Raw genomic sequence first — 26,179 nt, 5'->3', positions numbered from 1 at the left:
GCTTGTTAGCCTCTTTTTGAAAGTATTAATAAATTAGTCTTCTGGATAAGCGACTCTTTTCAGTGCTTTAATATCCGCATCTGGTGAGCAGAGTGAAATAAATTCATAGCCATAACCACGTAGTAAGTGACCTTTACGCACGGCAATCCATGTCGTGTTGAGACCAAAAATATCGGTTGGGATTTGTTTTAAACGATAGTCGCGTTCAACATCATAGGCTACATTATTGACAATACCAACGCCCATGTTGAGTTCGACATAGGTTTTAATGACATCGGCATCTAGAGCAGACATGACGATGTCAACATCTACACCAGCATCTTCAAAAGCTTTGTCAATTTTTGAACGGCCTGTAAAACCACCATGGTAAGTAATCAGTGGATATTCCGCCAAGTCTACAATACTAATATTTTGTTTGTTTGCCAGTGGATGGTTTTGTGGGGTAATAATACTGTGCTGCCAATTATAGAACGGTACGCTGGCCAGATTATCTTCTGCGGTGAGTGATTCAGTCGCAATACCAATGTCGGCTTCGCCTTGAAGAAGCATCTCAGTAATTTCTACAGGGCTCGCTTGTTGCAAAATGAGATGAACTTTTGGAAACTCTTTTTTAAATTGATTAACAATAGGCGGCAATACATAACGTGCTTGTGTATGCGTTGTTGCAATTGTCAATGTTCCTTCATCGACACGATTAAAATCATCTGCAAGACGTTTAATATTATCGGCATCGACCAACATACGTTCAACAATACCCAGTAGGGCTTGACCAGGTTCGGTTAAACCGAGTAAGCGTTTTCCTTTACGAATAAACAGCTGAACACCTAATTCATCTTCTAGGTCTTTAATATGCTTACTGACGCCTGACTGAGAGGTGTACAGTGCGGCAGAGGCTTCGGTAAGGTTGAAATTTTGTCTCACCGTTTCCCGAATAATTCTAAGTTGTTGAAAGTTCATATTTTGGATCTCTTTTATCATGAAGCAGGCATTCAACATGCCCCTTCATCTTGGTTTTAAGCCGCAGGTTTTGCAAATAAATGTAAGTTAGAAGGGCTTAACCATACCGTTTGGTTCGGTCTAAATTGGTGTAATCTTGCTTCTTCTGCCGTGAGTGATATTTCAATCAGTTTACCTTGACGATCATGTAATTCAGCAACTACTTTTCCTGCAATCCATAATTCACGAACAAAGGTTGCTTGAATGGAATTGTCTTGAGGCTGCGCATGGATACGTAATTCATCTGGACGGGCAAAGGCGATGACTTCACCAGATGGTGCATTGCGTAAACTGTCTAATTGAATACGGTCTTCACCAATCTGGATTGTACCTGCATTATTTTGTCCTTCGAAACGGTTTGCTTGACCAAGGAAATCGAATACGAACGGCGTTGCAGGCTTTTCATACACTTCACGTGGTGATCCAATTTGTTCGACATTACCTTTGTTCATTACGATGATTTGGTCTGCAACCTCAAGTGCTTCTTCTTGGTCATGGGTGACAAAGATGGAAGTAATATGTAATTCATCATGCAGTGTACGTAGCCAACGACGGAGCTCTTTACGTACTTTGGCATCTAGTGCTCCAAAAGGTTCATCCAGTAATAGTACACGTGGTTCAACGGCCAAAGCACGTGCCAACGCAATACGTTGACGTTGACCGCCTGAGAGTTGCGCAGGGTAGCGATCTGCCAAAAAGCCCAATTGGACTAGATCCAGCAAACGTGTGACACGTTTTTTAATTTCAGCTTCAGAAGGACGTGTTGAACGTGGTCGTACACGAAGGCCAAAAGCAATATTTTCAAATACAGTCATATGGCGGAACAATGCGTAGTGCTGAAATACAAAACCGACTTCACGTTCACGTACGTGGACATTGGTCGCATCTTCACCTTCTAAGATGACTTGACCGCCATCTGCAGACTCAAGCCCCGCAATGATGCGGAGTAGAGTGGTTTTACCACAGCCTGATGGGCCAAGTAACGCAACCAATTGACCATCAGGAAAATCGAGGGAAATGTTATTCAGCGCATGGAATGCACCAAAGTGTTTTTCAATATTTTTAACTTGAATACTCATGAGGTCATTCCTTTAAACGGTTGAATCATTTTGTTTGTTTTGCTTTTCTTGGCGTAGCTCAACCCATGTTTTTAAAACAAGCGTTACAATCGCTAATAGCGCCAACAGTGAAGACACAGCGAAAGCGGCACTGAAAGTATATTCGTTATAGAGAATCTCAACGTGCAATGGCAAAGTGTTGGTTTCACCACGAATGTGTCCAGAAACAACAGATACCGCACCAAACTCACCCATTGCACGGGCATTACATAGAATGACGCCGTAGATCAGCCCCCATTTAATGTTCGGCAAAGTGACTTTCCAGAATGTTTGCCAGCCTGATGCACCAAGGACAATCGCCGCTTCTTCTTCTTCAGTTCCCTGAGCTTCCATTAGAGGAATCAGCTCACGTGCTACAAAAGGAACAGTAATAAAGATCGTTGCCAATACGATGGCAGGAACAGCATAGAGAATCTTGATGTCATGATCCATGAGCCAACCGCCAAACCAACCTTGTGTACCGAAAATCAACACCAGCATTAAACCTGCGATAACAGGTGACACAGAAAAAGGCATATCAATAATCGTGGTTAGGATTGATTTACCACGGAAGTTGAATTTGGCAACACACCATGCTGCTGCAACACCAAATACCACATTCAGTGGAACCGCAATCACAGCAGTTAATAAAGTGAGTTTGACCGCAGATAATGTATCAGGATGAACCAAGGCTTGGGTATAGACGCCCACACCTTGTTTAAAGGCTTCAACAAACACCAAAATCAGCGGTAAGATCAAACAGCTCAGAAAGAACAGCAGAGCAATAGTAATCAGGGTGTAGCGAACCCAAGTGGGTTCACGTGTCGCATCACGCGATTGGAGTTTTTCAGCCAGTGCATTACTGTTGATATTCATCGTGCAGTTCTCCCTGTGCGGCGGCTGGCCCATGCCTGTAACAAGTTAATCAGGAATAAAATAGCGAATGACAGCACTAACATGACGACAGCAATCGTGGTTGCACCTGCATAGTCATATTCTTCTAGACGCGAAATAATCATGAGTGGCGCAATTTCAGTTTTGAAAGGCTGATTGCCTGCAATAAAGATCACCGAGCCGTATTCACCGACCCCACGTGCAAATGCCAAAGCAAAACCCGTGATAAGTGCTGGAAATAAAATCGGAAAAATGACTTTCGTGACAATTTGCAGACGGTTTGCACCCAATGCCGATGCTGCTTCTTCTAACTCAGTTTCCAAGTCGCTCAGTACAGGTTGGACGGTACGAACTACGAAAGGAATACCAATAAAAATAAGGGCTAGAGTAATCCCAATTGGAGTGTATGCCACTTGAATCCCTAAAGGCTCAAGATACTGACCAATCCAGCCTGTAGGCGCATAAAGAGAAGTCAGTGCAATACCTGCAACCGCAGTGGGTAAGGCAAAAGGCAAATCGACCAAAGCATCGACAATACGTTTGCCCGGGAAGCTATAACGAACCAAGCACCATGCTAGTAATAAACCAAAGACCACATTAATAAACGCAGCAATTAATGCAGCACTAAAACTGAGCTGTAGAGATTTTAAGATGCGTTCTGAGCTTAAAATTTCCCATAAACCATCCCAACCGATGCCTAAGGATTTAATAAAAACGGCAGACAACGGAATCAAAACAATTAATGACAGATATGCTAGGGTAAAGCCTAGAGAAAGACCAAATCCTGGCAGCACTCGGGATCGCTGCGACATGATTACTCCTCAAAGAGAGAAGACTGACTCAAAAGTGGTCAGCCCAAATAAAACTAAATTTCGGCACAAACATTATTTGCAGTGTTTAAATAGCAAATTTAAATAAATAATTGCTTTCATTGCGGAAATCGACATTTTTTAGTACATTTTCTGAAATCAAAAAATCATAAATTTCAGGAAATGGACCAAAACCTGATGCAACATTGATATGACCAACTTGACCTAAATTTTTAGGTTTAATTTTCCAAGCTTTAGAAAGTTGCATTGCATCTTCAAAACCTAACCAAGGATCATTTTCACTAATGATCATTTGTGTCGGAACTTGAATTTTAAGGTGGTGAAAGTATTGCTGATAGTCATTTTGACTATCACGTGCAAAACCTAAATCCCCAAAGCGTGCGGGATTAGCTGGCGCAACCAAAACAAGATTTTTAACTTTCTGATTCAGTTCTGGATGCTGAGCTAATGCCGCAACTGTGGTTAAGCATCCAAAGCTATGCGCCACAATTTGGATGGGTTCTGAAACGGACTGCACTGTTTTGACAAATTGTTCAATCCATTCATGGAGTACAGGTTTATTCCAATCTTGCTGCTGTACACGAGAGCACGACTTGAGCTGACGTTGTAACCATGATTGCCAGTGGTCATGTTCACTTCCACCCACGCCCGGTACAATTACAGTATGAATCATGTCGATGCTCCCTTACAGATGTTTACTTGATTCGTTGCTTATTTTGCAGTATTCGCTTTCACGATTTGGTCGTACACACCACCATTTTCAAAGTGTTGTTTTTGTACTTTGGTCCAACCACCAAATTCTTTATCAATGGTCACCAACTTCAACGGTTTGAATGTGGTTGCATATTTTTTCAAGACGCTTGCATTACGTGGGCGATAGAAGTTTTTTGCTGCAATTTCTTGACCCGCTGGCGAATATAAATAGTTCAAATATGCTTTGGCTAAGTTCAGATTGCCGTCTTTTTCTGCATTCTTTTCAACAATAGCAACAGGTGGTTCAGCCAAGATAGACAGTGATGGAGTCACAATTTCGAACTTACCCGGTTGTTCACGAAGTGCTAAATGCGCTTCGTTTTCCCATGCGAGTAAGACGTCTCCAATGCCACGTTCAGCAAAAGTTGTGGTTGCACCACGTGCACCTGAGTCAAGCACTTTGGTATTTTTATAAATTTTACGCACAAATTCTTGTGCCTTGGCATCATTGCCCGCAGGTTGATGCTTTGCCCAAGCCCAAGCTGCTAAATAGTTCCAACGTGCGCCACCAGAAGTTTTTGGGTTTGGTGTGATAATCGCAACATCAGGTTTAACCAAATCACCCCAGTCCTTAATACCTTTAGGGTTACCCTTACGCACGAGGAATACAATTGTTGATGTATACGGGGTCGAGTTATTTGGAAGCTTCTTTTGCCAGTTGGTTGGTAAGAGTTTTGCTTTTTCAGCAATCACGTCAATGTCCGCTGCAAGTGCAAGTGTTACGACATCTGCACCTAAACCATCAATGACTGAACGTGCTTGTTTACCTGAACCGCCGTGGGATTGTTTAAAGTTGATGTCTTGTCCAGTACGCTGCTTCCAATATGCCCCAAACTGTTTATTGACATTTTCATACAACTCACGTGTTGGATCATACGAGACATTTAGAAAATCTTTTGCGACTGCGCCAAAAGATGTAACTGAAACTAGCGTTGCTAGTACCCCGATTTTTAACTTCGATAAGCTCATGTGAGACCTCAAATTTTAAGCGTTTTTAAATATGAGCCAAGAATACTGCGAGTCTTATTGCTAAAAAAATAATAAAAAACGAATTTTATATGAATAAAAATGAAAAGAGGTTCTGCGCTGAATTCATTAAACTAAGGCGGATCATTGTTTCAAGGCAAATAGATATGCAATGCTATAAAAATGCAGAAAAAGTCAAACAAATAGAATTATTAGACCGTGCATTTCATTATGGTGATGGATGTTTTACTACGGCAAGAGTTTGTAATGGTGTGATTGAATTAGAGTCATTGCATATAGCTCGTTTGCATTTGGGCTGTGAGCGTTTGCTGTTGTCAGCAGACTTATCTTATATTCAACAAACCATCGAACTTTTCAAACAAGACCATGTAAATTTAAATGGCACTATGAAAATTGTGGTCAGTCGGGGTGAAGGGCAACGAGGTTATAGTTTGCCAACACAGCCTGCAGATGTTTGGGTCTTTTTTTATCCGCAAGCATTAGAAGCGTTGACATACAGTGAAATTGATTCAGGAGTGCTGCAACTTGCGATGGGCTTGAATATGCCACAGTTGGTCGGTGTGAAGAGTTTGAATCGTTTAGAGCAAGTTTTACTCAAGCGTGAGGCAGAGCAGCAAGGCTGGTTGGAAGCATTAGTGACCGATGTACAAGGTTCTGTTGTTGAAGGTGTGAGCAGTAATTGTTTCATTCTGATAAATGATCGGTGGATTAGTCCTGAACTTCGTTATAATGGCGTGCATGGCGTTATGCGCGCAGAAATATTGGCGCGTATGCAACAGCAAGGTATTGCCTGTGAGCTGAGAATGGTTGATATGGAAGAAATTTCACGCTTTCAAAGTGTATTTTTTTGCAATGCCTTGAGCCCTATGAAAATAGCCAAAAGTTTGAACCGTCAGCATTTAGATGTTCAACCATGTATAGATTTGTTTTATCATCTTCAACTTAATCAGATGCAGTAGTATGTCCGCAGCCAAAACCAAATCGAAAAAGAAAATACAACCGCCTAAACGTAAAATCAAAGCTTTGTTATTGATTGCTGTAAGCATCCTTGTTTTAGTGATGGTTGTACTGTGGTCAAGTTTATTTAAGTCCTATCCGATTGAAGGCAAAAGGCAATTACTGGCCATTAATTCAGGCGATACCTATTCTGGTTTTATCGACCGTTTGGCCAAAGATGATATTGCAAATTTTCCGATTATTTTAAAGCTCTATCAAAAGATTTTTATTCATGACACGCTGAAAGCGGGCGTTTATGAAGTACATGAAGGTATGAGTATTCGCCAAGTTTTGGATATGATTTCCAATGTCGATAATGCGCAAATGAACCGTATATTGGTAATAGAAGGCACGACTTTTAAACAACTGGTTGAAGCGTTAAAAAAAGATGTTCTCGTCAAAAAAGAAGTGTCTAATTTGCCCATGGATCAGCTTTTAAAAGCTTTAGAGATTCCTTATGACCATGCAGAAGGACTGTTTGCGCCAGATACTTACTTTTTTGCTAAAGGTGAGTCGGACAAAAAAATCTTAACGGATTTATACAAACGCCAAATGAAAACTTTAGATGAAGCGTGGGCAAACCGTGCGGCAAATTTGCCGTATAAAGACAAATACGAAGCCTTGATCATGGCCTCTATCATTGAAAAAGAAACCAATGTTGATCGTGAACTGGAGCAAGTGTCAGGTGTGTTTGCGCGTCGCCTTCAACTCGGTATGCGTTTGCAAACGGACCCAACCGTGATTTATGGTATGGGGGATAAATATACAGGCAATATTAGCCGCCAAGACTTACGTACGCCAACCGCTTATAATACTTATACCATCAATGGCTTACCGCCAACGCCAATTGCTTTACCAAGTAAAAAAGCCATTGAAGCCACCATGCATCCAGACAACAGCAAAAACATCTACTTTGTTGCAACGGGGAATGGTGGTCACACATTTAGTGAGACTTTGGAGCAGCATAATCAAGCTGTACAAGAATATCTCAGCGTTTTAAAAACCAAGAAAGGTGAATAGATGTTTATTAGTTTTGAGGGCACAGAAGGTGTCGGTAAAACCACACTGATTCGCAAAATTTATGAGCATCTAGAACAACAAGGCCAACAGGTTGTTTTAACCCGTGAACCAGGCGGTACACCGATGGCTGAGCAAATCCGTGCCTTGTTACTCTCTGTTCATCATGAAGAGTCGATGTCAAATGACACGGAACTATTGTTAATGTATGCAGCACGTGCACAGCATTTACAGCAAGTGATTGTTCCTGCATTGACTGAACAAAAAACAGTACTATGCGACCGCTTTACCGATGCGAGCTTTGCTTACCAATGTGCAGGACGCGGTTTAAGCCAGTCGAAGTTGCAACTCTTGAATGATCACTTTGTGAGTCATATGCCAAATATTACATTTTGGCTCGATGCACCGATTGAAACAGGTATGTCGCGCGCACGTGAACGTGGGGCTTTAGACCGCTTTGAACAAGAAAAAGTCACTTTTTTTGAAAAAGTACGGGCAGGTTATCAGCAGCTCTGGGAGCAGTATCCTGAGCGGGTCAAACGCTTGGATGCGACCCAGTCACCAGAGCAGGTTTTTGCACAAGCGTTGCAATATTTAAACTAAAAACTATCCTGAAATTTCCATTTCGGGATTGTAGTGAAATGAATTTTTCTTTTATAGTCAGTCACAAAGGATTGTAAATAGCAGGGAAAATGAAAAGTAACTTAACCGAAATTGTGGCTTTTTTAGAAAAGGAATTTCCACAAAGTTTAGAAAAATGTTGTATTGAGTCAGTCACTGAGCGTGCTGCAACGGTGCTCTATCAAGTTGATGACCGCGACTTGCGACCAGGCGGTACGGTTTCAGGCCCAACTATGATGACCCTTGCTGACTATGCGCTGTATATTGCTATTTTAGGAGAGATTGGGATAGTCGGTTTAGCTGTGACCACTAATTTGTCGATTAATTTTCTCAGTAAACCTGTTGCGTCAGCAAATATACGTGGTGAGTGTAAACTGATGAAGGTAGGCAAAGCGCTGGTGGTTGGTGATGTGTGGTTATATTCTGTCGGGAAGGATGAGCCGATTGCACATGTGGTGGGCACATATTCTATTCCGCCAAAATCCTAAGATGATAATTTTAAAATAAAAGCCTGATAGTCAGGCTTTTATTAGGGGTTAAATTTAGCTGTTCACTAAAGGTGTTTCAACTTCGAAGTTGGGCGGAGTAAGTACCGTTTTACGCAGTTCATTTGATAGCTCAGGGTAATCTAAAGTGTAGTGTAAACCACGAGATTCTTTGCGTTCCATAGCACAGCGCACGATCATTTCAGAGACTAAAACCAAATTCCGTAGCTCAATTAAGTTCTTACTAACTTGATAATCTTGGTAATACTCGGTAATTTCCCGCTTCAACATTTCAATACGGTGGAGTGCGCGTTCAAGACGTTTTGTGGTGCGGACAATGCCGACATAGTTCCACATGGTCTGACGCAGTTCATCCCAGTTTTGCAAAATCACCACATCTTCATCAGGATTTGTCACTTGGGAATCGTCCCAAGCTGGAGCCGTTGGAGATTGGTAATTTGAATTAAAACTTTTCTCAATGTGTTCCGCAGCACTCATACCATACACAAAACATTCTAAGAGTGAGTTGCTCGCCATACGGTTAGCACCATGCAAACCTGTATATGATGTTTCACCAATCGCATATAAACCTTGAATATCAGTTTGACTATGTTCATCAACTACGACACCGCCGCAGGTATAGTGCGCAGCAGGAACTACAGGAATCATTTCCTTGGTAATGTCGATGCCAAGTTCGAGCAAACGTGCATACAAGGTCGGAAAGTGTTCTTTAATGAAACTTTCGGGTTTATGACTAATGTCGAGCCAGACATGACGAATACCTAAGCGTTTGATTTCATAGTCAATGGCACGTGCCACAATGTCGCGGGGTGCAAGTTCAGCGCGCTCATCAAAGCGCAACATAAAGCGTTCACCATCGGGTAGACGCAGATAAGCACCTTCACCGCGCATCGCTTCAGTAATCAGAAAAGAGCGTGCTTGTGGATGATAGAGGCAGGTTGGGTGGAATTGGTTAAATTCCATATTGGCCACGCGGCAGCCTGCTCGAAAAGCCATGGCAATACCGTCACCCGTTGCAATGTCAGGGTTTGAAGTATACAGGTAGGCTTTCATTGCCCCGCCACAGGCTAAAGCAGTGAAAGGTGCTAAAAATGTATGGACTTTTTCAGTCTTTTCATCCAGTACATAAAGACCGAGAGCACGATTATTCTGTTCTTCTAAGCCTAATTTTTGAGAGGTGATTAAATCAATCGCAATATAATTTTCAAAAATAGTGATGTTGTCTTTTTCAATTGCACGTTCAACTAAGGTTGTTGAAATGGCACGGCCTGTAGCATCGGCAGCATGAATAATACGGCGCTGTGAATGCCCACCCTCACGGGTCAGGTGCAATTGTTCTTGATCATCAAGGGTAAATTGCACGCCATGTTTCAGCAGAAAATCAACAGAAGGTTTACCACCTTCCACTGTTTGTTTAACGGCATCAACCTCACAAAGATGAGCACCAGCAATCATGGTGTCATCAATGTGCTGTTCGATAGAATCCGTTTCGTCTAAAACAGCAGCAACGCCACCTTGCGCATAGAAGGTACTTGCATCGGTCAGGTTTGATTTTGCAAGAACAGCAATATTGAAATGTTGAGGCAACGATAAGGCTAAGCTCAGGCCTGCACCGCCACTTCCCACAATAATCACATCAAAATGATGCGTTGTGCTTAAATTAGACATGTCCGTCAGCTAATTTGGAAAAAGTTTGCTAATCACAGCGCTTTTTTCACAAAAAGGCAAGGGCAATATCTATTCAAATTATGGAAAATATAAATAAAGAACTTGTTTTTTAAGCAAAGTTTAAGCATCTGTTTATACAAACATAATAGAACATATTATTACCCAAGATAGACAAACTTTATGCTAAAAACGCTAATACATAAATTGATAACAAACACATAGGTCAATGCTTGATATGAAAAGTCGCGCTATACACACTGGTTTTTTTGCTGTTGCATGCACAATGGCTGCCGTACAAACACAGGCAGCACCTGTTGATTTCTCAAATTTAGTTGAGCAAGTCAGCCCTGCGGTAGTCAGTGTCAATGTTGTAAAGAAAATGACTCAAGAAGAGTTAATGCAACAGCAGATACCTGAAATTTTAAAGCGTTTCTTTGGCAATCAAGTCATTATTCCACAGCAGCAGGCACCGCAAGAAAAAACGGCTTATGGCAGCGCATTTTTTATTAGTAAAGATGGTTACTTGCTGACAAACCACCACGTTGTAGAAGATGCATCGAAAGTCACCATTATGTTTAATGACCGCCGTGAACTGGATGCGACCGTGGTGGGTAGCGATGAACGAACCGATGTGGCCTTACTTAAGGTGAATGGCACAAATTTTCCATCACTCCGTGCCGGTAATGTTGACCAACTGCGTGTAGGCGAACCTGTGCTTGCGATTGGCTCTCCTTTTGGTTTTGATTACTCTGCCTCAGCAGGTATTGTCAGTGCCAAGATGCGTAATATGATGGGGGAAACGTCTGTACCCTTTATTCAAACTGATGTAGCTTTAAACCCTGGGAACTCAGGTGGACCATTGTTTAATCAACAAGGTGAAGTGGTTGGGGTGAACTCACGTATTTTCAGTGGTACGGGCGGGTATATGGGACTGTCTTTTTCGATTCCTATAGACGTTGCCATGGACATTGCTGACCAACTGAAGAAAACAGGTAAAGTCACACGTTCTTATTTAGGTTTCAATTTACAAGATTTAGACCGCAATTTGGCTGAATCTTATAATTTACCGAAACCAGAAGGTTCCCTGATTACCAATGTACAGCCAAATTCACCTGCAGAAAAAGCAGGGTTAAAAGCAGGCGATATTATTTTAAAATTTAATGGAACACCGATTTCACGAACATCTGAATTATTGAATTATTTAAACCGTACTATGCCAAATCAAACGGTACAGTTAGAGATTTTACGTGACGATAAAAAGCGCAATATTTCAGCGACACTGACCACTGCACCAGATGATACACCAGCAAAGTCAGATGCAACTGCACAAGCAAAAGGACCTGTTCTAGGTGTGGCGATTCGTAATTTATCGCCAGTTGAATCATCTCAATTAAAGCTAAAAGGTGGTGTTCTCATTCAAGAAGTGAAGCGTGGTGGAGCAGCTGCACAGGCAGGTATGACCGCTGGAGATGTCGTCACTCGTATTAATAACAAGTTGATTACTGATACTAATGATTTTGTTCAGGCTGTATCTGATTTGAAAAAAGGTCAGGTTGCTCGGGTTGGAATCATTCGACAAGGTACACCAGCCATCTTGGGTATGCGTATCCAATAAATAAGTGTAAAAACCACTCGTAAGAGTGGTTTTTTATTTTTTGCAATTTGATGCTGTCTTTGATTGGCGTACACTGCGACATTCTTCGGGGAAATGGGGATTAGATAGAGTTCTTATGAGTAGTATTTTTGATTTAAACCTTCAGGTACAAGCAGAACATATCGACCAGTTGGGCCATGTGAATAATGTGGTTTATATGCATTGGATGCAGGATGTTGCAACAGCACATATTGATGCTTTGGGTTTGGGCTTAAAAGAGTATATTGAATTAAAACATGCCATGGTTGCGGTTGAGCATCATGTGCAGTACCGAAAAGCTGCATTTGAAGCGGATGAAATCATCTTACGGACATGGTTTGACGATATAAACGCTTTATATTCATCACGCCAGTATGTGTTTTATAGACCTAAAGACAATAGTATTTTATTTGTTGCACAAACCAAGTGGGCATGTGTTGAAATTGAAACGGGACGCCCGAAACGAATGTCACCCAGTTTTACCCAAGCTTACCAACCGCTTGCAAAAGATGTGAATGCCCTAGATTTTTCAATGGATTATTCAAAAAGCTCAGTACGAAGCGAAAAACGTAAAAAAGCGTCTGAGTTGTGAGAAGGAAGCGTATTATTATGGATACTTTGAAAAAACCATCTGCTATAATCCTTCGCAATTTCTATTCGGCTTTTGTTATGCATCTAAATTTGTCTGCATAACGCTTCATTTTGTTCAAGGTAGCCCATGGCGCAAGCTAAAAAATCTGTTGATATTAAAAATATCCGTAACTTCTCGATTATTGCGCATATCGACCACGGTAAGTCGACGCTTGCCGATCGTTTTATTCAGACCTGTGGTGGTTTGCAAGATCGTGAAATGCAAGCACAAGTACTAGACTCCATGGAGCTAGAGCGTGAGCGCGGTATTACTATTAAGGCTGCGTCGGTTACTTTGTATTATACCCATCCAAATGGGCAAGAGTATCAATTGAACTTTATTGATACCCCGGGGCACGTCGATTTTTCATATGAAGTGTCACGCTCACTAGCGGCCTGTGAAGGTGCATTGTTGGTTGTAGATGCGGCGCAAGGCGTGGAAGCACAGTCGGTTGCGAACTGTTATACCGCTATTGAACAAGGTCTTGAGGTTCTTCCAGTACTCAACAAAATTGATTTGCCACAGGCTGAGCCTGAACGTGTGATTCAAGAAATTGAAGACATTATTGGTATTGAAGCGACGGAAGCGCCAACCTGTTCGGCGAAAACAGGGCTTGGGATTGATAGCGTTTTAGAAACATTAGTCAATGTCATTCCTGCACCAGTAGGTGATCGTGATGCGCCATTACAAGCTTTAATTATCGACTCTTGGTTTGATAACTATTTGGGCGTGGTTTCTTTGGTACGTGTGAAAGAAGGTCGTGTGCGTAAGGGCGACAAGATGTTGATGAAATCAACAGGTCAAACGCACATTATTACTTCTGTGGGTATTTTCAATCCTAAGCATACTGAAACAGACATCCTTGAAGCAGGTGAAGTTGGTTTCGTTATTGCAGGGATTAAAGACATTTTTGGTGCGCCAGTGGGTGATACGATTACCCTTGCAAGCACACCAGAAGTTAAAACTTTGCCAGGCTTTAAAAAAGTAAAGCCACAGGTGTATGCAGGCTTGTTCCCGATTGATTCAAGTGAATTTGAACCATTTCGTGAAGCTTTGCATAAACTCCAGATCAATGATTCTGCATTATTCTTTGAACCTGAAAGCTCAGATGCTTTAGGTTTTGGCTTCCGTTGTGGCTTCTTAGGCATGCTACACATGGAAATCGTACAAGAGCGTTTAGAGCGTGAGTATGATTTAGACCTCATTTCATCTGCACCGACAGTGATTTACGAAGCGGTGATGAAGAATGGTGAAACGATTTATATTGACAGCCCATCAAAAATGCCAGATGGTTCAACAGTCGAAGATCTACGCGAGCCGATTGCCGAGTGCCATATCCTTGTACCGCAAGAGTATTTGGGTAATGTCATGACTTTGTGTGTAGAGCGCCGTGGTGTGCAAAAAGACATGAAATTTATGGCGAACCAAGTTTCGATTACCTTTGAAATTCCAATGGCGGAAGTGGTGATGGACTTCTTTGATAAATTGAAGTCGTGTTCACGTGGTTTTGCATCCTTAGATTATAATTTTGTCCGTTTTGAAAGTTCATCATTGGTCAAAGTCGATGTTCTAATCAACGGTGAAAAAGTTGATGCCTTAGCCATGATTTGTCACCGTCAAGATGCGCGTCATCGTGGTATCGCACTGGTTGAAAAAATGAAAGATTTGATTCCACGTCAAATGTTTGATGTTGCGATTCAAGCTGCAATTGGTGCACAAATTATTGCTCGTTCCACTGTAAAAGCGATGCGTAAAAACGTCTTGGCTAAATGTTATGGTGGCGATGTTTCTCGTAAGAAGAAACTTCTCTCGAAACAAAAAGAAGGTAAGAAACGTATGAAGCAAGTGGGAAGTGTAGAAATTCCACAAGAAGCGTTCTTGGCTGTGTTGAAAGTAGAAAGATAATAAGGTAGGACGATAAGCCCATGGATTTTGATTTTAATTTAATACTTGTTCCTGTCACGCTCATATTCTTTTTGGTGTGGTTGCTTGATAAGTTTGTATTCAAGCAGCGAGCGACAAAAGGCAAGGGGAATGAAAATTTTGTCATTACTTGGGCTTATGATTTTTGGCCAGTCCTCGCAATCGTTCTATGCTTACGTTCATTCTTTTATGAACCTTTTAACATTCCTTCAGATTCAATGGTGCCGACATTAGAGACAGGTGATTTCATTTTGGTCAACAAATTTGACTATGGTGTGCGCCTTCCAATTGTGAATAAAAAAGTGATTGATGTTGGGGAGCCTGAGCGTGGGGATGTAATTGTATTCCGTTATCCTCCTCAACCAACAATTAGCTATATTAAACGTGTAGTGGGTATTCCAGGGGACCATATTGTTTTTGATCATGGGCAATTAAGTATTAATGGTCAAAAAGTGGCTAAAGTTCCTGTCCAGTTTAGTCGTGAAAAAGATAGTTTGGACACACCAACCTCTATTTATCACAAAGAAACGATTGGCAAGCATACCTTTACCATGCGTGAGTTAGAAGGGGTGAATGTTGCACGACAAGCACCATATATTAACTTTGTAGAAAATGGTAAATACTCTGCTGAAAATGGTTTATATTGGGAAGTGAAAGTAAAAGAAGGTGAGTACTTTGCGATGGGGGATAATCGTGATCAAAGTGCTGACAGCCGCTTTTGGGGGATGGTTCCTGAACAGAACCTGACAGGTCGTGCATTCTACATTTGGATGCATAAGGAACCTGGCTTTAAGCTACCGTCATTTAACCGTAACGGTAGCATTGACTAGTATATCGTTTCGGAAAAATAAAAAATGCGTAAGAATCAACAAGGGGCATCTTATATCGCCATTTTATTTGCAATCATGGGGTTTGCATTTATGGCGAAAGTGGCGATTGCGGTATGGGCTCCATATTTTGATGATCGGATGATCAATAGCCAAATTGAGGAACTATTTCAAAATAGTCCGAAAAATATGCAGCCAGCCGAGTTTGAAAAGCAACTTTCAAAACGTCTGGAAATGAATAACATTCGAGATGTAAAAATTAAAGAGATTATGCAGGTCACCAATACCGAAGGGTTGCAGGTGAAAAAGGAGTATGAGGTAAGAAAACCCTTCTTGCTGAATATAGATTTGGTATTAAAGTTCGAGAAAAGTTTTGATCAAAGCTCAGTCCAAGCTAAGTGAAGCCCGCTTAGCGAGCCGTATCGGTTATCAGTTTAAACAACCTGAATTACTTCAGCTTGCACTGACTCACCGATCGGTGAGCCACAAATACAACTATGAGCGCCTAGAGTTTCTAGGCGATTCTTTGTTAGGGATGATTATTGCAAATTATCTTTATAAAGCTTACCCAACTGAAAATGAAGGACGCTTAACGCGTATGCGTGCGACTTTGGTACGTCAGGAAGCTTTAGGTAAAATTGCAAATGATTTAAAACTCAGCCAGTCGCTCATTTTAAGCACTGGTGAGTTAAAGTCAGGTGGACATCATCGTGAGTCCATTCTTGCGGATACGGTTGAGTCGATTATTGGTGCAATCTATGTGGATTGTAGTGATTTAACGGTATTAGAGCCGATTGTGCTAAAATGGTATGAGCCATATTTAGACCATATCGAGCCGACCGATCAACTTAAAGATCCAAAATCACGTTTACAAGAATATCTACAGGCACGAAAAAAAGCTCTCCCAGTTTATGATGTGGTCGATATTCAAGGTGATGCACCGAATCAACATTTCAAAGTGGAATGTAAAGTCGATGGATTGCCTGTTGTAAAAGGTGAAGGTACAAGTCGTCGCTTTGCTGAACAAGCTGCAGCGGCAGATATTTTAAAACTATTGGAGCAGTAATCTGCCATGTCAAATTCTTCCGATCACATTGATGCTGATCACGAGTCGCAAAGCGACAGTAATGATTTAATTAGCCAGTTTTTTAGTGCGCAAGGTACCGAAATTCCTTCAGATTTTCGTAGTGGCTTTGTCGCAATTGTTGGTCGTCCAAACGTAGGGAAATCTACGTTGATGAACCATTTGTTGGGTCAGAAATTATCAATTACTTCCCGTAAACCACAAACTACACGTCATAAGATTGTGGGTATTGATTCGCGCTCAAAATCTCAAGCAGTGTTTGTGGATACGCCAGGGATGCATAAGAAAGAAGTTCGCGCCATCAATAAAATGATGAACCGTGCTGCATCTTCTGCATTGCGTGATGTTAACTTGGTATTGTTTGTTTTGGATGCAGACAAGTGGACTCAAAACGATGAACTTGTTTTGGAAAAACTTAAAACCGCAGATATGCCTGTCATTTTAGTGATCAATAAAATTGATACACTTGAAAATAAAAATCATGCATTACCTTTGATTCAAGAGCGCGCAAAACTGATGAATTTTGCGGAAATTGTTCCTGTTTCTGCTCTTCGTGGTGCAAACTTAGATCATTTGCGCGATACGATTGAAAAATATTTACCCTTCCAACCACCATTATATTCATTGGATCAATTAACCGATCGTTCTGAGCGTTTCTTAGCATCGGAAATTATCCGTGAAAAGATTATGCGTCAGTTGGGTGAAGAACTACCTTATGATTTAACTGTACAAATTGAGTCGTTTAAGACGGAAGAGGCGACAGTGAATGAAAAAACAGGTCGTCCAAAACCAGCATGTACTTATATTGATGCAACGATTTTTGTCGATCGCCCAGGTCAAAAAGCCATTGTGATTGGTGAAAAAGGCAGTAAGCTGAAGAAAATTGGGATGGATGCTCGTGTTGACATGGAAAAAATGTTTGAGCAGAAGATCATGCTGACACTTTGGGTGAAGGTTAAAGGCGGCTGGTCTGATGATGAGCGTGCATTAAAAAGCTTAGGTTATAGTGATATCTAAGTTAAAGTAAAACGAATTTTATAGGAATGGTGTTATGGTCAAAGTATTTGCGGTAATCGCTTGTATGTTATTTTTGCAAGGGTGTATCCACAAAATCGTCACCGTTCCTGTAAAGATCGCTTATAAAACCACTAAAGGCGTGGTAAAAGGAACCGCAGCAGTGGTTGGGGCTGTTATCCCAGATGGGGATGATGAAGACAGTGAAAAGAAAGATAAAGATAAAAAAGATTAGTTAATTTCTCATGCGCAATGAAGTACTGCATGGTTACTTAATTCACCATAGAAAATACCGTGAACGTAGTCATATTGTGCATTTATTTACCCAAGAGCATGGGCGGGTTGATGGTATTTTAAGACAAACCCCGCCGCCGCAATACCAACCGATCTGTCTGCAGGCTTCGGGTAAATCTGAGCTCAAAAATTTTACAAAACTTGAAATTGTGAATCAGCCGATTTTTTTCTTTGGGGATGCTTTTTTTTCAGGTTTTTATCTCAATGAAATTCTACTCAGGCTCTGTCCACTTGAAGTTCAAATGGAGCAAAGCTTTGCTCAATATGCACATACGCTAACACAGTTACAGCAATTGACGCAGCAAGCCAATCCAAATCAATTTTTAAAACAAATTCTAAGGCAGTTTGAGCACGAACTGCTGGAAGATTTGGGCTATGCTTTAGATTTTTCGACCGATGCCAATCAACTCGAAATACAAGCCTCGCTTAACTATATTTTTCAGTTGAATGAAGGCTTTATTCCTACTGCGCAAGCCTCGCGAGCGACCTTAAATGGACAGCAAATTTTAAGCATGTGCCAATATGAAAAGGGTAGGGATTTTGGTTTGGAACAGTTACAATTACTGACCAAGTTGTATCGACAAATGATTAGTTCATTGTTGGGCGATCGCCCGTTAAAAAGTCGTCAGTTGTGGATTCAGAACACTCAAACTCAATCGTAATTAGGAAATGAATATGGCTGCATTACTTGGTGTAAATATTGACCACGTGGCAACTTTACGACAAGCGCGTGGAACGTCTTATCCAGATCCAGTCAATGCAGCACTGATCTGTGAGCAAGCGGGGGCGGAGGGGATAACTTTGCATTTACGTGAAGACCGTCGTCATATTCAAGATGACGACGTGCGTCGTATGCGCCCAGCGCTAAAAACACGTATGAATTTGGAACTGGCAGTGACAGATGAAATGATTGCATTTGCCAAAGAAATTAAACCGCATCACGTATGTTTCGTTCCTGAAAAACGCCAAGAAGTCACGACCGAAGGGGGCTTGGATGTGGTGGGCCATTTTGATGATGTCAAAGCCGCGACTCAAGCGCTGTCTGAAATTGGTTGTGATGTGTCTTTGTTTATTGATGCTGACTTTGCGCAAATTGATGCAGCGGTTGCTTGTGGTGCGCCAACCATTGAGATTCATACGGGTGCTTATGCTGATGCTGAAACACCTGAAGCTCAGCAACATGAGCTTGAACGTATTGTCAAAGGTGCCGAATATGCAGCATCTAAAGGTTTAGTTGTGAATGCTGGGCATGGACTCAACCTTGAAAATGTGACTCCAATTGCGCAAATTCCACAGATCCACGAATTAAACATCGGACATTCCCTAATTGCGGATGCCATTTTTGTAGGTTTGGAACAAGCAGTGCGTGAAATGAAAGCGGTCATTAAAGCTGCACGTTAATTTTAAAGTTTTAAGATTTAAATATGTCGAATATCAATTATGATGAACTCATGAAGCCCGTCATTGGTTTCTTGGGTTGTGAAACACCAAAAGCTTGGTTGGATGAAGCTATCAATAATCTTGATGTGCTGATGCAAGATCATGCGAATTGTGAAAAAAAAGCAGCAGGCACAGCGATGAACCTGATGTTTCGGTATAGCTTCTTTACCGATTTACAAGTCAAGCTTGCACAATTGGTTCGTGAAGAAATGCTACATTACGAGCAAGTGCTTGAATTTATGAAAAAGCGCGGGCTAGAGTGGAGCAATCTGAGTGCAGGTCGCTATGCGGGTGGTTTGCGTAAAGAAGTACGAACGTATGAGCCTGAAGCTTTAATTGATATTTTAATTATTGGTGCCTTTGTCGAGGCGCGTTCGTGTGAGCGTTTTTACGCGTTGGCACCTTTGGTGGATGATGAATTAGGTCGTTACTATCGCTACTTGTTAAAGTCTGAATCACGTCATTTTGAAGACTATTTGGCTTTGGCTTTAGAAGTTGCACAAACGGGTAAATTGAAAAACCCGAAAGAGGATATTCAAGCGCGTATTGACCATATTCGTAACGTTGAAAAAGAGCTGATTAGTACCTCTGATGATTTGTTTCGTTTCCATAGTGGTGTACCAGTCAAAGTGGCTTAGTCTTTTACTGGTTTTTGAAGTGTATCTCTCGTTTTACGTCATGCTAAGCGATGCAAATAAAAGCCCAATCTAGTGAGATTGGGCTTTTATTTTTTATGAGTTAAGGCTTTTTTTCTCAGCTCGATTGATTAGCCATGTTATGAGTAAACCTGGAACCAGAAAGCCTAAAAGTACTAGAAAACCGTGAATGAGAGAGGCCGCAGGCTCTTGTAGGGTTGCTGCGTGTTTCATTGGTGATAGCCATGGAGAAAGTTGAAAAAAGCTGATAACCAACAAGACAGTTGGCCATAAGATGGAAATATGATCTCTGCCAAAGTTTCTCCATGCATAAAAAATGAGTGCAAGGCTAAACAGGCCCTCAAAAATCCATGAACCAGTACCCCATTTTCCCCATAAGCCATAACCCATGTGCTCAGCAGAATATGGATACAGTGCTAAATCCATATTGTGCATAGGCCAATCGGCAAGCCAATGAGAGAAACAAGCGAACCCTGCGATGAGCGCAACACGTTTGTCTTTCCTAAAAAATAAAGCCCAAACGATAGAGAGGATCACAGCCATAACTAGGGAATGATCCCAGTCAATAAACGTTAAATCAAAGAATAAGTAAGGGCCTGCTTGCAGATTTGGTGTGACATGATTTAGACCCAACATGATGAGTAAACCATCAATGATATCGAGAAAACCAACACCGAGCATGATGGGAAGGGTTGGAACTGTTGGGAATTTTGATTTAATGGCTAAACCAATGGCTAAATGTCCGACATACATAATGATTCACCTATCTAGATTGGAGTAGGGTTAAGCTGTTTCTTAAAACGGCATTAATAAAAGAATCATCAACTTTTTTATTTTCAATAAAAATTTGAAAGTAAAAACTTCCTAGCGTCATGCTGATGATGTCATGAATATTTTGTTGTTGCTGGTTTTCGGGGAGTAATCTCTGAAAACTTTGGGCAATGAGTTGGTAACGTGCATGCCATAAATCTTGACGCTTACGAATACTGATTTCATCCTTAATGTTTAATGATGCTTGCAAGAATGAGTGACCAAGTGGGGACTGTAAAAACATTGCAAGTTGCTGCAACATGATTTTAAAGGCATCTATTGGTGCTAATTCTTGCGGTATCTCAATGGAATCTTGGATTTTATTTGCAATAGCATCCACAATTAAATCATCAAGGGATGACCATCTTCGGTACAGTGTTGTGCGACTAATCCCTGTCAATTTTGATAGTTGCTGTAGGGAAATATTTCCATAGCCTTGACTGAGCAACAGCTCGAATAAAGCCTCATAAATGACCTGTGAATTTGAACGGTCTTGTTCACTGACTAAGGCCTGTTGGCTTTTATTTCGGTATTTCTTTAAAGGTAAGTCGCTCATGCTTAGCTATCTTAATTTTACATGTAACAGATGTTACATTGTGTTTTGGAATTTAGAAAGCTTGTTTTTTGATCTGTTACAAATTTAGATCAAAATTGGAAAAAATACAGAGATTGCTTTTGCAAGAAGCTGACAGCAGAGTTGAACTTATAATCAGGCAAGTATAGTGATGCTGATATTTGGGCAAAAAAAAGCCCACGTCATATTGCGTGGGCTTTCTTGAATTTGGCTCTCCAACCTGGGCTCGAACCAGGGACCTGCGGATTAACAGTCCGTCGCTCTACCGACTGAGCTATTGGAGAATCTGCATGCGATTATAAGGACATTTTATAGTGGGTCAAGTCTAAAATGTCATGTTGCTGTCATTTTTGTTTCGGGTGCTTCTAATTTGAACAAAAAAATTTTTTTCAAAAAAAATCGTACCGAATTACTTGCAATGTTGAAATGGCGTTGATAGTCTGAATTCAACAACAGAGCGTTTAATTAAAACTTAAACAGTGTGGATTTATCACCAACTTGCCAGCACTAAAATGGCTAAACAGGAGAAAGCGAATGAATACGCTGACAATTTCCGATCTTTTCAATCATCTTTCTGATTATCAAAACCAGTATCTTTCGATCATTTCAGACCCTGAACAGTATTATACGGCTGTAGAATCTGCATATATTGATGTTTGGCCCGTAGGTCGCACCGATTTGTATTTAGGTGACTTACTACAGCTTTGGTTTAGTGAACGCTGGTTAATTAGCAGTCCATGTCAGTTATTGTCTGTGCAGACCGAGCGTAGTGTTAAAAAGTCCTTTCAACGTGAACATGATTTATATCTATACCAACTCTCAGGCAGTGCATTGTCTGGAAGTAATCGCTCTAAAGTGTGGTCTGTCTCTGAAGGGAAAAGCTTAGACGTAAGTTTGGATAGTGCATTTAAATATTATTGTATTTTTAAAGGTGCTCAACGTCCTGAAGCTGAGAAACCATATGCGAACAATTCTTTTAAAACAGCGATCTAGCAGACAGTGATTGATTTGATTGAGCAAAAAGGCACTGAGTTATCAGTGCCTTTGGTTGTTATGGGCGAATAATCATACAAGTGGCAGTGGCATGTGCATATAGTTTGCCATCTTCATCGACAATTTGACCTTCTGAAATGCCTAGGTTTTTACTGATGTTAATGACGTTGCCAATAGCAAGTAACTCTTTATCTTTTGGAATTGGACGACACATTTTAATATTCAGATCAATCGTGCCATAACCTACGCCAGCTTCAAGCATGCTATGTACAGCACAACCTGTAACTGAGTCGAGCACTGTTGCAGCAAATCCACCATGCACGCCACCTAGTGGATTTAAATGACGATGATCCGCTTTTGCTTTAAAGCTAATTTTCCCTTCTGACACTTCATAAGGCTGCATGGGAATGGTTTCACTAATGCTCGCGGGTGGTATATTTCCAGTACACATAGCTTGTAGAAGTTGTAGTCCAGTCATTTCTTTAGGGTTCATTATGGCTTCCTTTGTATTATTAAGTTCCTTTTTGGAACTTAATAGGAAATTAATCAAAATTTAATCATTAGGTCAATATTAGATTGTGAGCTGATCAGTAAAAAACTTATAGAAATCCCTTATATTGAGATTGCTAAGAGAGATGGTTGAGCTTCAGGGGCGTTATATTCCTGAATTTGCAGATGATGGTTTATCGAGCTTTATGAATCAGTGAATTAAAGAAGCTAATTGTTTCAAAAATAATGCATAAGTTTTAGGCATCGGAACACTTTTGATTTATATATGGAATAAACAATATTTTGATGCCGATTGATATCGTATTTTAATAATCAAGGAAATAATAATGAATGTATCTTGCTTATGCGGTAAAACCAAATTCCAAGCTGAGCTTAAAAATCATGATGTACATGCTTGTCATTGTTCGATGTGTCGTCAACAGTCGAGTGGTGTACTCATGAGCATTGATGTCGAACCAAGTAGTTTAACATTCCAAGATCAATCCTATTTAAAGCTGTTTCAGTCGTCTGAATGGGGAGAACGTGGTTTTTGTAGCGAATGTGGCACGTCACTTTTTTGGCGTACTCAAGATGGGAGCTATTGTAATATCAATGTATTTGCTATGGACGAGCAGCCGAAAGACTTAAAGCTTAGTACGGAGATTTATATTGATAACAAACCTGACTTTTACCAATTTAAGTATTCTACAGAACAGCTCACGGAAGCAGATGTTATTGCCTTATTTTCCCCAAATGAAAAAGAAAGATAGTTGTCGGTTGTATAGAGCTTGAAATTTACATCAATATTCCTGATAAGTTGAATGAGAAAATCACTATAGATTTAATAAATTATATTGGATATATCTAAAGTAAGCTGTTGAATAAGGATGCTCGAACATGCTGCTTAAAATTTGTGTAGCGATGTTAGCCTTTGCTGCGAATTCTGTACTGTGTCGTTTAGCTTTGGCTGATCAGCAGATTGATCCTATGAGTTTTAGCCTGATTCGGGTGTGTAGTGGTGCCGCAGTATTATGGGTACTTTATAGGTTTTCTACACATAAGGCGAAAATAGAATGGAACATAAAAAACGGATTCTTTCTCGCTTTATACATCGTTGCTTTTTCACTTGCTTATTTGCATATTGATGCAGGTGTGGGAGCGCTGCTCCTCTTTGGTACGGTTCAGCTCAGTATGGTCGCTTATGGATTGTATCATGGTGAAAAGATCAATCTGCGTTGTGGTCTTGGTTTAGCGATTGCACTTTTAGGTATGCTCATTTTGTTGTTGCCTGGGGCTTCAGCACCTCATTTGGGTTATGCCACGATGATGGTACTTTCAGGTATGGGATGGGCGATGTATAGTATTGCAGGTAAAAATATGCATAACCCACTAGCAAGTAGCTTGGCAAATTTTGTACTGGCGATTCCTTTTGTATTACTGGTTTATTTAGCATTTTTCACGCAAGCTTTTATCAAGCCACAAGGTGTAATCTTAGCAGTGCTGTCTGGTGGTCTAGCATCGAGTGGAGCTTATGTGTTGTGGTATGCCATAGTGAAGCAGATTGACCGTGTGACAGCTAGTAGTGTGCAATTGTCTGTGCCGTGTTTAGCGATTCTGGGTGGGGCATTGTTTATAGGTGAAGCACTGAGCTTTAGAATTATCATTTCTGCAGTGATTGTTTTGGTCGGGATTGCTTTGGTGATTTCGGCATCGTCTAACCGTACCAATTCAAATAAATCGGATTTAATCGGTTCCGAACGTCCATAAGTAAATTTCAATTCATCCATAACTAATTTTGACTTTAGCTTTTGAGATAGAGGCTAGGTTCTATCATTGTCCTTATTTTAATTTTATATCATGTAAAAATGGAATGAACTAAATTGATTTTTAGTAAATAGGCTAGATATATTTTCATTTTGTTCAGTGTCATTAAATAAAACTAAAAATGTTCGGCATGAAACTTGTATATTGAAGATACAGTTTCGGTAAAAATGAAATGTTGCTTAATTGTGCTACAAAAATACAAAAGTAAAAGGTATATCGTAGATATAAGTACCTTTCTCTTTAAGTTTAGAGAAACTTCTTGGTTTAATAATGAAAAAATTTTGGGATTTATTTATTCCTTTATTATTAGGGAATGTGACAATTGCGGTCAGTGGCTTGGTCGATACGCTGTATTTATCGCATTTTAGTGCAAAACATGTGGCAGTCTTAGCAATTGCAATATCTTTATATAGTATGGTTTTTATCTTTGGTTTTGGGCTTTTACAAGGCATGATGCAGACTTTAGCCGAAGCAAAGGGGAGTGGCGAGTTACATCAGATAGATTTGATCGTGAAACAAGGGATATGGAGTGTATTGCTTTGGGGCCTGTTTGGTATATGTGTACTCAGTCATGCTGATTCTATTGTCGATTTACTTGGTGCAGATGCAACATTAAAAGACATGATCTTGGTTTGTTTAAAGATCAGCATGTTTATTATACCCGTTCAATTATTACTGCGTGTTTTTTTTATTGTGACACAGACTTGTGGTCAAGCTAAGCTGGTTTTTTATGGCAATATTTTATTTCTAATTGCAAAGTTGATTTTGTCAGGTGTATTTATCTTTGGTATCCCACTTTGGGGCTTAAAAGCATATGGTGTTTATGGTGCATTTATTTCTTCATTTTTAGCATATTGTATTATATTTATAACTTTCTATATTTTTCTTATGGATAAAAGCCATCGGCTTCAATGGAAAGCCCCATTTTTCAACTTTGACATTTTAATAAAAATTTTACGTATAGGGATCCCTGCAAGTATAGTTATTTTCATTGATGTTTTTGCATTTACTTCAATTTCATTGCTTGCTGTTCCATTAGGGGATATTGCATTATCGGCAAACCAAATTGTGATGGTGGCGGGTTATTGGTTGTTTAATGTTATTAATGCGCTGATTGTAACATTTAGCATATTACTGTCGATAAAAATTGGAGAAGGTCACCAAGAACAAGCTTGGCAATTAAGCCAAAAAGCTGTTTATATCGTGTTGACGGTGGCGTCAATTTTGTCTTTCAGCTTGTTTTTATTTCAAAAGCAATTTGTTGTTTTATTTACTTCAGATCAGTCCGTTGCATTTATGGTTTCATCACTGATTGTATTGGTCTGTCTATTTCACATCGCAGATGCAATGCTTGCGATCGCTGTAAATTTACTACGTTGTTGGCAGGTCACTTTGCTTCCAATGTTCATTTATAGTTTTATGTTGCTTGTCGTTGGGCTGGGTGGCGGTTGGTATTTTGCTTTTCACCCGATGAGTTTTTTTGAGATAAATATCCCTTTGATGGGTATCCATTCATTTTGGGTTTTTGCTACCTTTGCTTATGCAAGTTCAGCAATTTTATGTCTGATTTGTTTGTACTATCGCAAATATCTAAACTAAGTAAATTCACTTAAGATTTGTAT

The 26,179-nt window shown here is 40.4% G+C and carries 29 protein-coding genes and 1 tRNA gene; 19 read left to right on the top strand and 11 right to left on the bottom strand.

From position 1 onward, the window contains the following. Window positions 1-33: 33 nt before the first annotated feature. The 6 genes from DPG01_RS15480 to DPG01_RS15455 all read right to left on the bottom strand — a co-directional run bounded on the left by DPG01_RS15480 (window position 34) and on the right by DPG01_RS15455 (window position 5,539). The gene (locus tag DPG01_RS15480; protein ID WP_110975710.1) at window positions 34-957 is read right to left on the bottom strand and encodes a CysB family HTH-type transcriptional regulator; all 924 of its coding nucleotides are present in this window, start codon (window positions 955-957) and stop codon (window positions 34-36) included. Window positions 958-1,013: 56 nt separating this feature from the next. Continuing rightward, window positions 1,014-2,075 (bottom strand): sulfate/molybdate ABC transporter ATP-binding protein, encoded by a 1,062-nt coding sequence (locus tag DPG01_RS15475; RefSeq protein WP_110975708.1) that lies wholly within the window; start codon window positions 2,073-2,075, stop codon window positions 1,014-1,016. 12 nt (window positions 2,076-2,087) lie between these two features. Further along, on the bottom strand, window positions 2,088-2,969 hold the full coding sequence (cysW, locus tag DPG01_RS15470) for a sulfate ABC transporter permease subunit CysW (RefSeq protein WP_086210836.1): 882 nt from the start codon (window positions 2,967-2,969) through the stop codon (window positions 2,088-2,090). Further along, window positions 2,966-3,799: a sulfate ABC transporter permease subunit CysT gene (gene cysT / locus DPG01_RS15465; protein ID WP_110975707.1), complete on the bottom strand. Its 834-nt coding sequence runs from the start codon at window positions 3,797-3,799 to the stop codon at window positions 2,966-2,968. Before cysT ends, cysW begins: the two co-directional genes overlap by 4 nt. Window positions 3,800-3,884: 85 nt before the next feature. After that, on the bottom strand, window positions 3,885-4,490 hold the full coding sequence (locus DPG01_RS15460; RefSeq protein WP_086210838.1) for an RBBP9/YdeN family alpha/beta hydrolase: 606 nt from the start codon (window positions 4,488-4,490) through the stop codon (window positions 3,885-3,887). Between the two features lie 38 nt (window positions 4,491-4,528). Next, window positions 4,529-5,539: a sulfate ABC transporter substrate-binding protein gene (locus tag DPG01_RS15455; RefSeq protein WP_086210839.1), complete on the bottom strand. Its 1,011-nt coding sequence runs from the start codon at window positions 5,537-5,539 to the stop codon at window positions 4,529-4,531. 164 nt (window positions 5,540-5,703) lie between these two features. Here DPG01_RS15455 and pabC point away from each other — a divergent pair, with 164 nt between their 5' ends. The 4 genes from pabC to DPG01_RS15435 all read left to right on the top strand — a co-directional run bounded on the left by pabC (window position 5,704) and on the right by DPG01_RS15435 (window position 8,679). After that, window positions 5,704-6,516 carry an aminodeoxychorismate lyase gene (gene pabC, locus DPG01_RS15450; RefSeq protein ID WP_110975706.1) on the top strand — a complete coding sequence of 271 codons (813 nt, stop codon included), beginning with the start codon at window positions 5,704-5,706 and terminating at the stop codon, window positions 6,514-6,516. A gap of 1 nt (window position 6,517) precedes the next feature. Continuing rightward, window positions 6,518-7,573, top strand: coding sequence for an endolytic transglycosylase MltG (gene mltG, locus DPG01_RS15445; RefSeq protein ID WP_110975705.1), 1,056 nt, complete (start codon window positions 6,518-6,520; stop codon window positions 7,571-7,573). Further along, window positions 7,574-8,173, top strand: a complete 600-nt coding sequence (gene tmk, locus DPG01_RS15440) for a dTMP kinase (protein ID WP_110975704.1) — start codon at window positions 7,574-7,576, stop codon at window positions 8,171-8,173. A gap of 89 nt (window positions 8,174-8,262) precedes the next feature. Further along, complete coding sequence (locus DPG01_RS15435) at window positions 8,263-8,679, top strand: PaaI family thioesterase (RefSeq protein WP_086210843.1); 417 nt, start codon at window positions 8,263-8,265, stop codon at window positions 8,677-8,679. A 54-nt stretch (window positions 8,680-8,733) separates the two neighbouring features. Here DPG01_RS15435 and nadB read toward each other — a convergent pair whose 3' ends face one another. Continuing rightward, on the bottom strand, window positions 8,734-10,365 hold the full coding sequence (gene nadB / locus DPG01_RS15430; RefSeq protein WP_110975703.1) for an L-aspartate oxidase: 1,632 nt from the start codon (window positions 10,363-10,365) through the stop codon (window positions 8,734-8,736). Between the two features lie 235 nt (window positions 10,366-10,600). Between nadB and DPG01_RS15425 the strand changes: the two genes are divergently transcribed. From DPG01_RS15425 to DPG01_RS15375, 11 genes are all read left to right on the top strand, one after another. After that, entirely contained in the window at window positions 10,601-11,980 is a 1,380-nt protein-coding gene (locus DPG01_RS15425; RefSeq protein WP_110975709.1) for a Do family serine endopeptidase, read from the top strand. A 115-nt stretch (window positions 11,981-12,095) separates the two neighbouring features. Further along, window positions 12,096-12,590: an acyl-CoA thioesterase gene (locus DPG01_RS15420; RefSeq protein ID WP_110975702.1), complete on the top strand. Its 495-nt coding sequence runs from the start codon at window positions 12,096-12,098 to the stop codon at window positions 12,588-12,590. 126 nt (window positions 12,591-12,716) lie between these two features. Then, complete coding sequence (lepA, locus tag DPG01_RS15415; RefSeq protein ID WP_086210846.1) at window positions 12,717-14,534, top strand: translation elongation factor 4; 1,818 nt, start codon at window positions 12,717-12,719, stop codon at window positions 14,532-14,534. A gap of 20 nt (window positions 14,535-14,554) precedes the next feature. Next, window positions 14,555-15,382: a signal peptidase I gene (gene lepB, locus DPG01_RS15410; protein WP_086210847.1), complete on the top strand. Its 828-nt coding sequence runs from the start codon at window positions 14,555-14,557 to the stop codon at window positions 15,380-15,382. 24 nt (window positions 15,383-15,406) lie between these two features. Continuing rightward, entirely contained in the window at window positions 15,407-15,781 is a 375-nt protein-coding gene (locus DPG01_RS15405; RefSeq protein WP_086210848.1) for a DUF4845 domain-containing protein, read from the top strand. Continuing rightward, complete coding sequence (gene rnc / locus DPG01_RS15400; protein WP_086210849.1) at window positions 15,753-16,445, top strand: ribonuclease III; 693 nt, start codon at window positions 15,753-15,755, stop codon at window positions 16,443-16,445. Before DPG01_RS15405 ends, rnc begins: the two co-directional genes overlap by 29 nt. Window positions 16,446-16,451: 6 nt before the next feature. Then, a complete protein-coding gene (gene era, locus DPG01_RS15395) occupies window positions 16,452-17,480 on the top strand; it encodes a GTPase Era (protein ID WP_086210850.1) in 1,029 nt (342 codons plus the stop codon). A 34-nt stretch (window positions 17,481-17,514) separates the two neighbouring features. Further along, window positions 17,515-17,712, top strand: coding sequence for an NF038104 family lipoprotein (locus DPG01_RS15390; protein ID WP_110975701.1), 198 nt, complete (start codon window positions 17,515-17,517; stop codon window positions 17,710-17,712). A 10-nt stretch (window positions 17,713-17,722) separates the two neighbouring features. Continuing rightward, the gene (gene recO, locus DPG01_RS15385; RefSeq protein WP_086210852.1) at window positions 17,723-18,433 is read left to right on the top strand and encodes a DNA repair protein RecO; all 711 of its coding nucleotides are present in this window, start codon (window positions 17,723-17,725) and stop codon (window positions 18,431-18,433) included. Window positions 18,434-18,446: 13 nt separating this feature from the next. Then, window positions 18,447-19,172, top strand: a complete 726-nt coding sequence (gene pdxJ / locus DPG01_RS15380; protein WP_004980400.1) for a pyridoxine 5'-phosphate synthase — start codon at window positions 18,447-18,449, stop codon at window positions 19,170-19,172. A 23-nt stretch (window positions 19,173-19,195) separates the two neighbouring features. After that, window positions 19,196-19,849 carry a tRNA-(ms[2]io[6]A)-hydroxylase gene (locus DPG01_RS15375; RefSeq protein ID WP_110975700.1) on the top strand — a complete coding sequence of 218 codons (654 nt, stop codon included), beginning with the start codon at window positions 19,196-19,198 and terminating at the stop codon, window positions 19,847-19,849. A gap of 93 nt (window positions 19,850-19,942) precedes the next feature. Here the strand turns inward: DPG01_RS15375 and DPG01_RS15370 are convergent, their stop codons facing one another. The 3 genes from DPG01_RS15370 to DPG01_RS15360 all read right to left on the bottom strand — a co-directional run bounded on the left by DPG01_RS15370 (window position 19,943) and on the right by DPG01_RS15360 (window position 21,535). Further along, entirely contained in the window at window positions 19,943-20,620 is a 678-nt protein-coding gene (locus DPG01_RS15370) for a hypothetical protein (RefSeq protein WP_110975699.1), read from the bottom strand. A 10-nt stretch (window positions 20,621-20,630) separates the two neighbouring features. After that, window positions 20,631-21,233 carry a TetR/AcrR family transcriptional regulator gene (locus DPG01_RS15365; protein ID WP_110975698.1) on the bottom strand — a complete coding sequence of 201 codons (603 nt, stop codon included), beginning with the start codon at window positions 21,231-21,233 and terminating at the stop codon, window positions 20,631-20,633. A 226-nt stretch (window positions 21,234-21,459) separates the two neighbouring features. Then, window positions 21,460-21,535 (bottom strand) — tRNA-Asn (locus tag DPG01_RS15360). A gap of 250 nt (window positions 21,536-21,785) precedes the next feature. Here DPG01_RS15360 and DPG01_RS15355 point away from each other — a divergent pair. Next, window positions 21,786-22,244 (top strand): hypothetical protein, encoded by a 459-nt coding sequence (locus tag DPG01_RS15355; protein WP_110975697.1) that lies wholly within the window; start codon window positions 21,786-21,788, stop codon window positions 22,242-22,244. 58 nt (window positions 22,245-22,302) lie between these two features. Here DPG01_RS15355 and DPG01_RS15350 read toward each other — a convergent pair whose 3' ends face one another. After that, entirely contained in the window at window positions 22,303-22,740 is a 438-nt protein-coding gene (locus DPG01_RS15350) for a PaaI family thioesterase (protein ID WP_162900268.1), read from the bottom strand. A gap of 340 nt (window positions 22,741-23,080) precedes the next feature. Between DPG01_RS15350 and DPG01_RS15345 the strand changes: the two genes are divergently transcribed. From DPG01_RS15345 to DPG01_RS15335, 3 genes are all read left to right on the top strand, one after another. After that, window positions 23,081-23,503, top strand: coding sequence for a GFA family protein (locus DPG01_RS15345; RefSeq protein WP_086210859.1), 423 nt, complete (start codon window positions 23,081-23,083; stop codon window positions 23,501-23,503). A 127-nt stretch (window positions 23,504-23,630) separates the two neighbouring features. Then, a complete protein-coding gene (locus DPG01_RS15340) occupies window positions 23,631-24,500 on the top strand; it encodes a DMT family transporter (RefSeq protein ID WP_110975696.1) in 870 nt (289 codons plus the stop codon). A gap of 327 nt (window positions 24,501-24,827) precedes the next feature. Beyond that, window positions 24,828-26,156, top strand: a complete 1,329-nt coding sequence (locus tag DPG01_RS15335) for an MATE family efflux transporter (RefSeq protein ID WP_110975695.1) — start codon at window positions 24,828-24,830, stop codon at window positions 26,154-26,156. Window positions 26,157-26,179: the final 23 nt, after the last annotated feature.

The organism is Acinetobacter sp. WCHAc060042 (assembly GCF_003231195.1).
Lineage (GTDB): Bacteria > Pseudomonadota > Gammaproteobacteria > Pseudomonadales > Moraxellaceae > Acinetobacter.
This window is presented reverse-complemented; position numbering and strand designations above follow the sequence as displayed.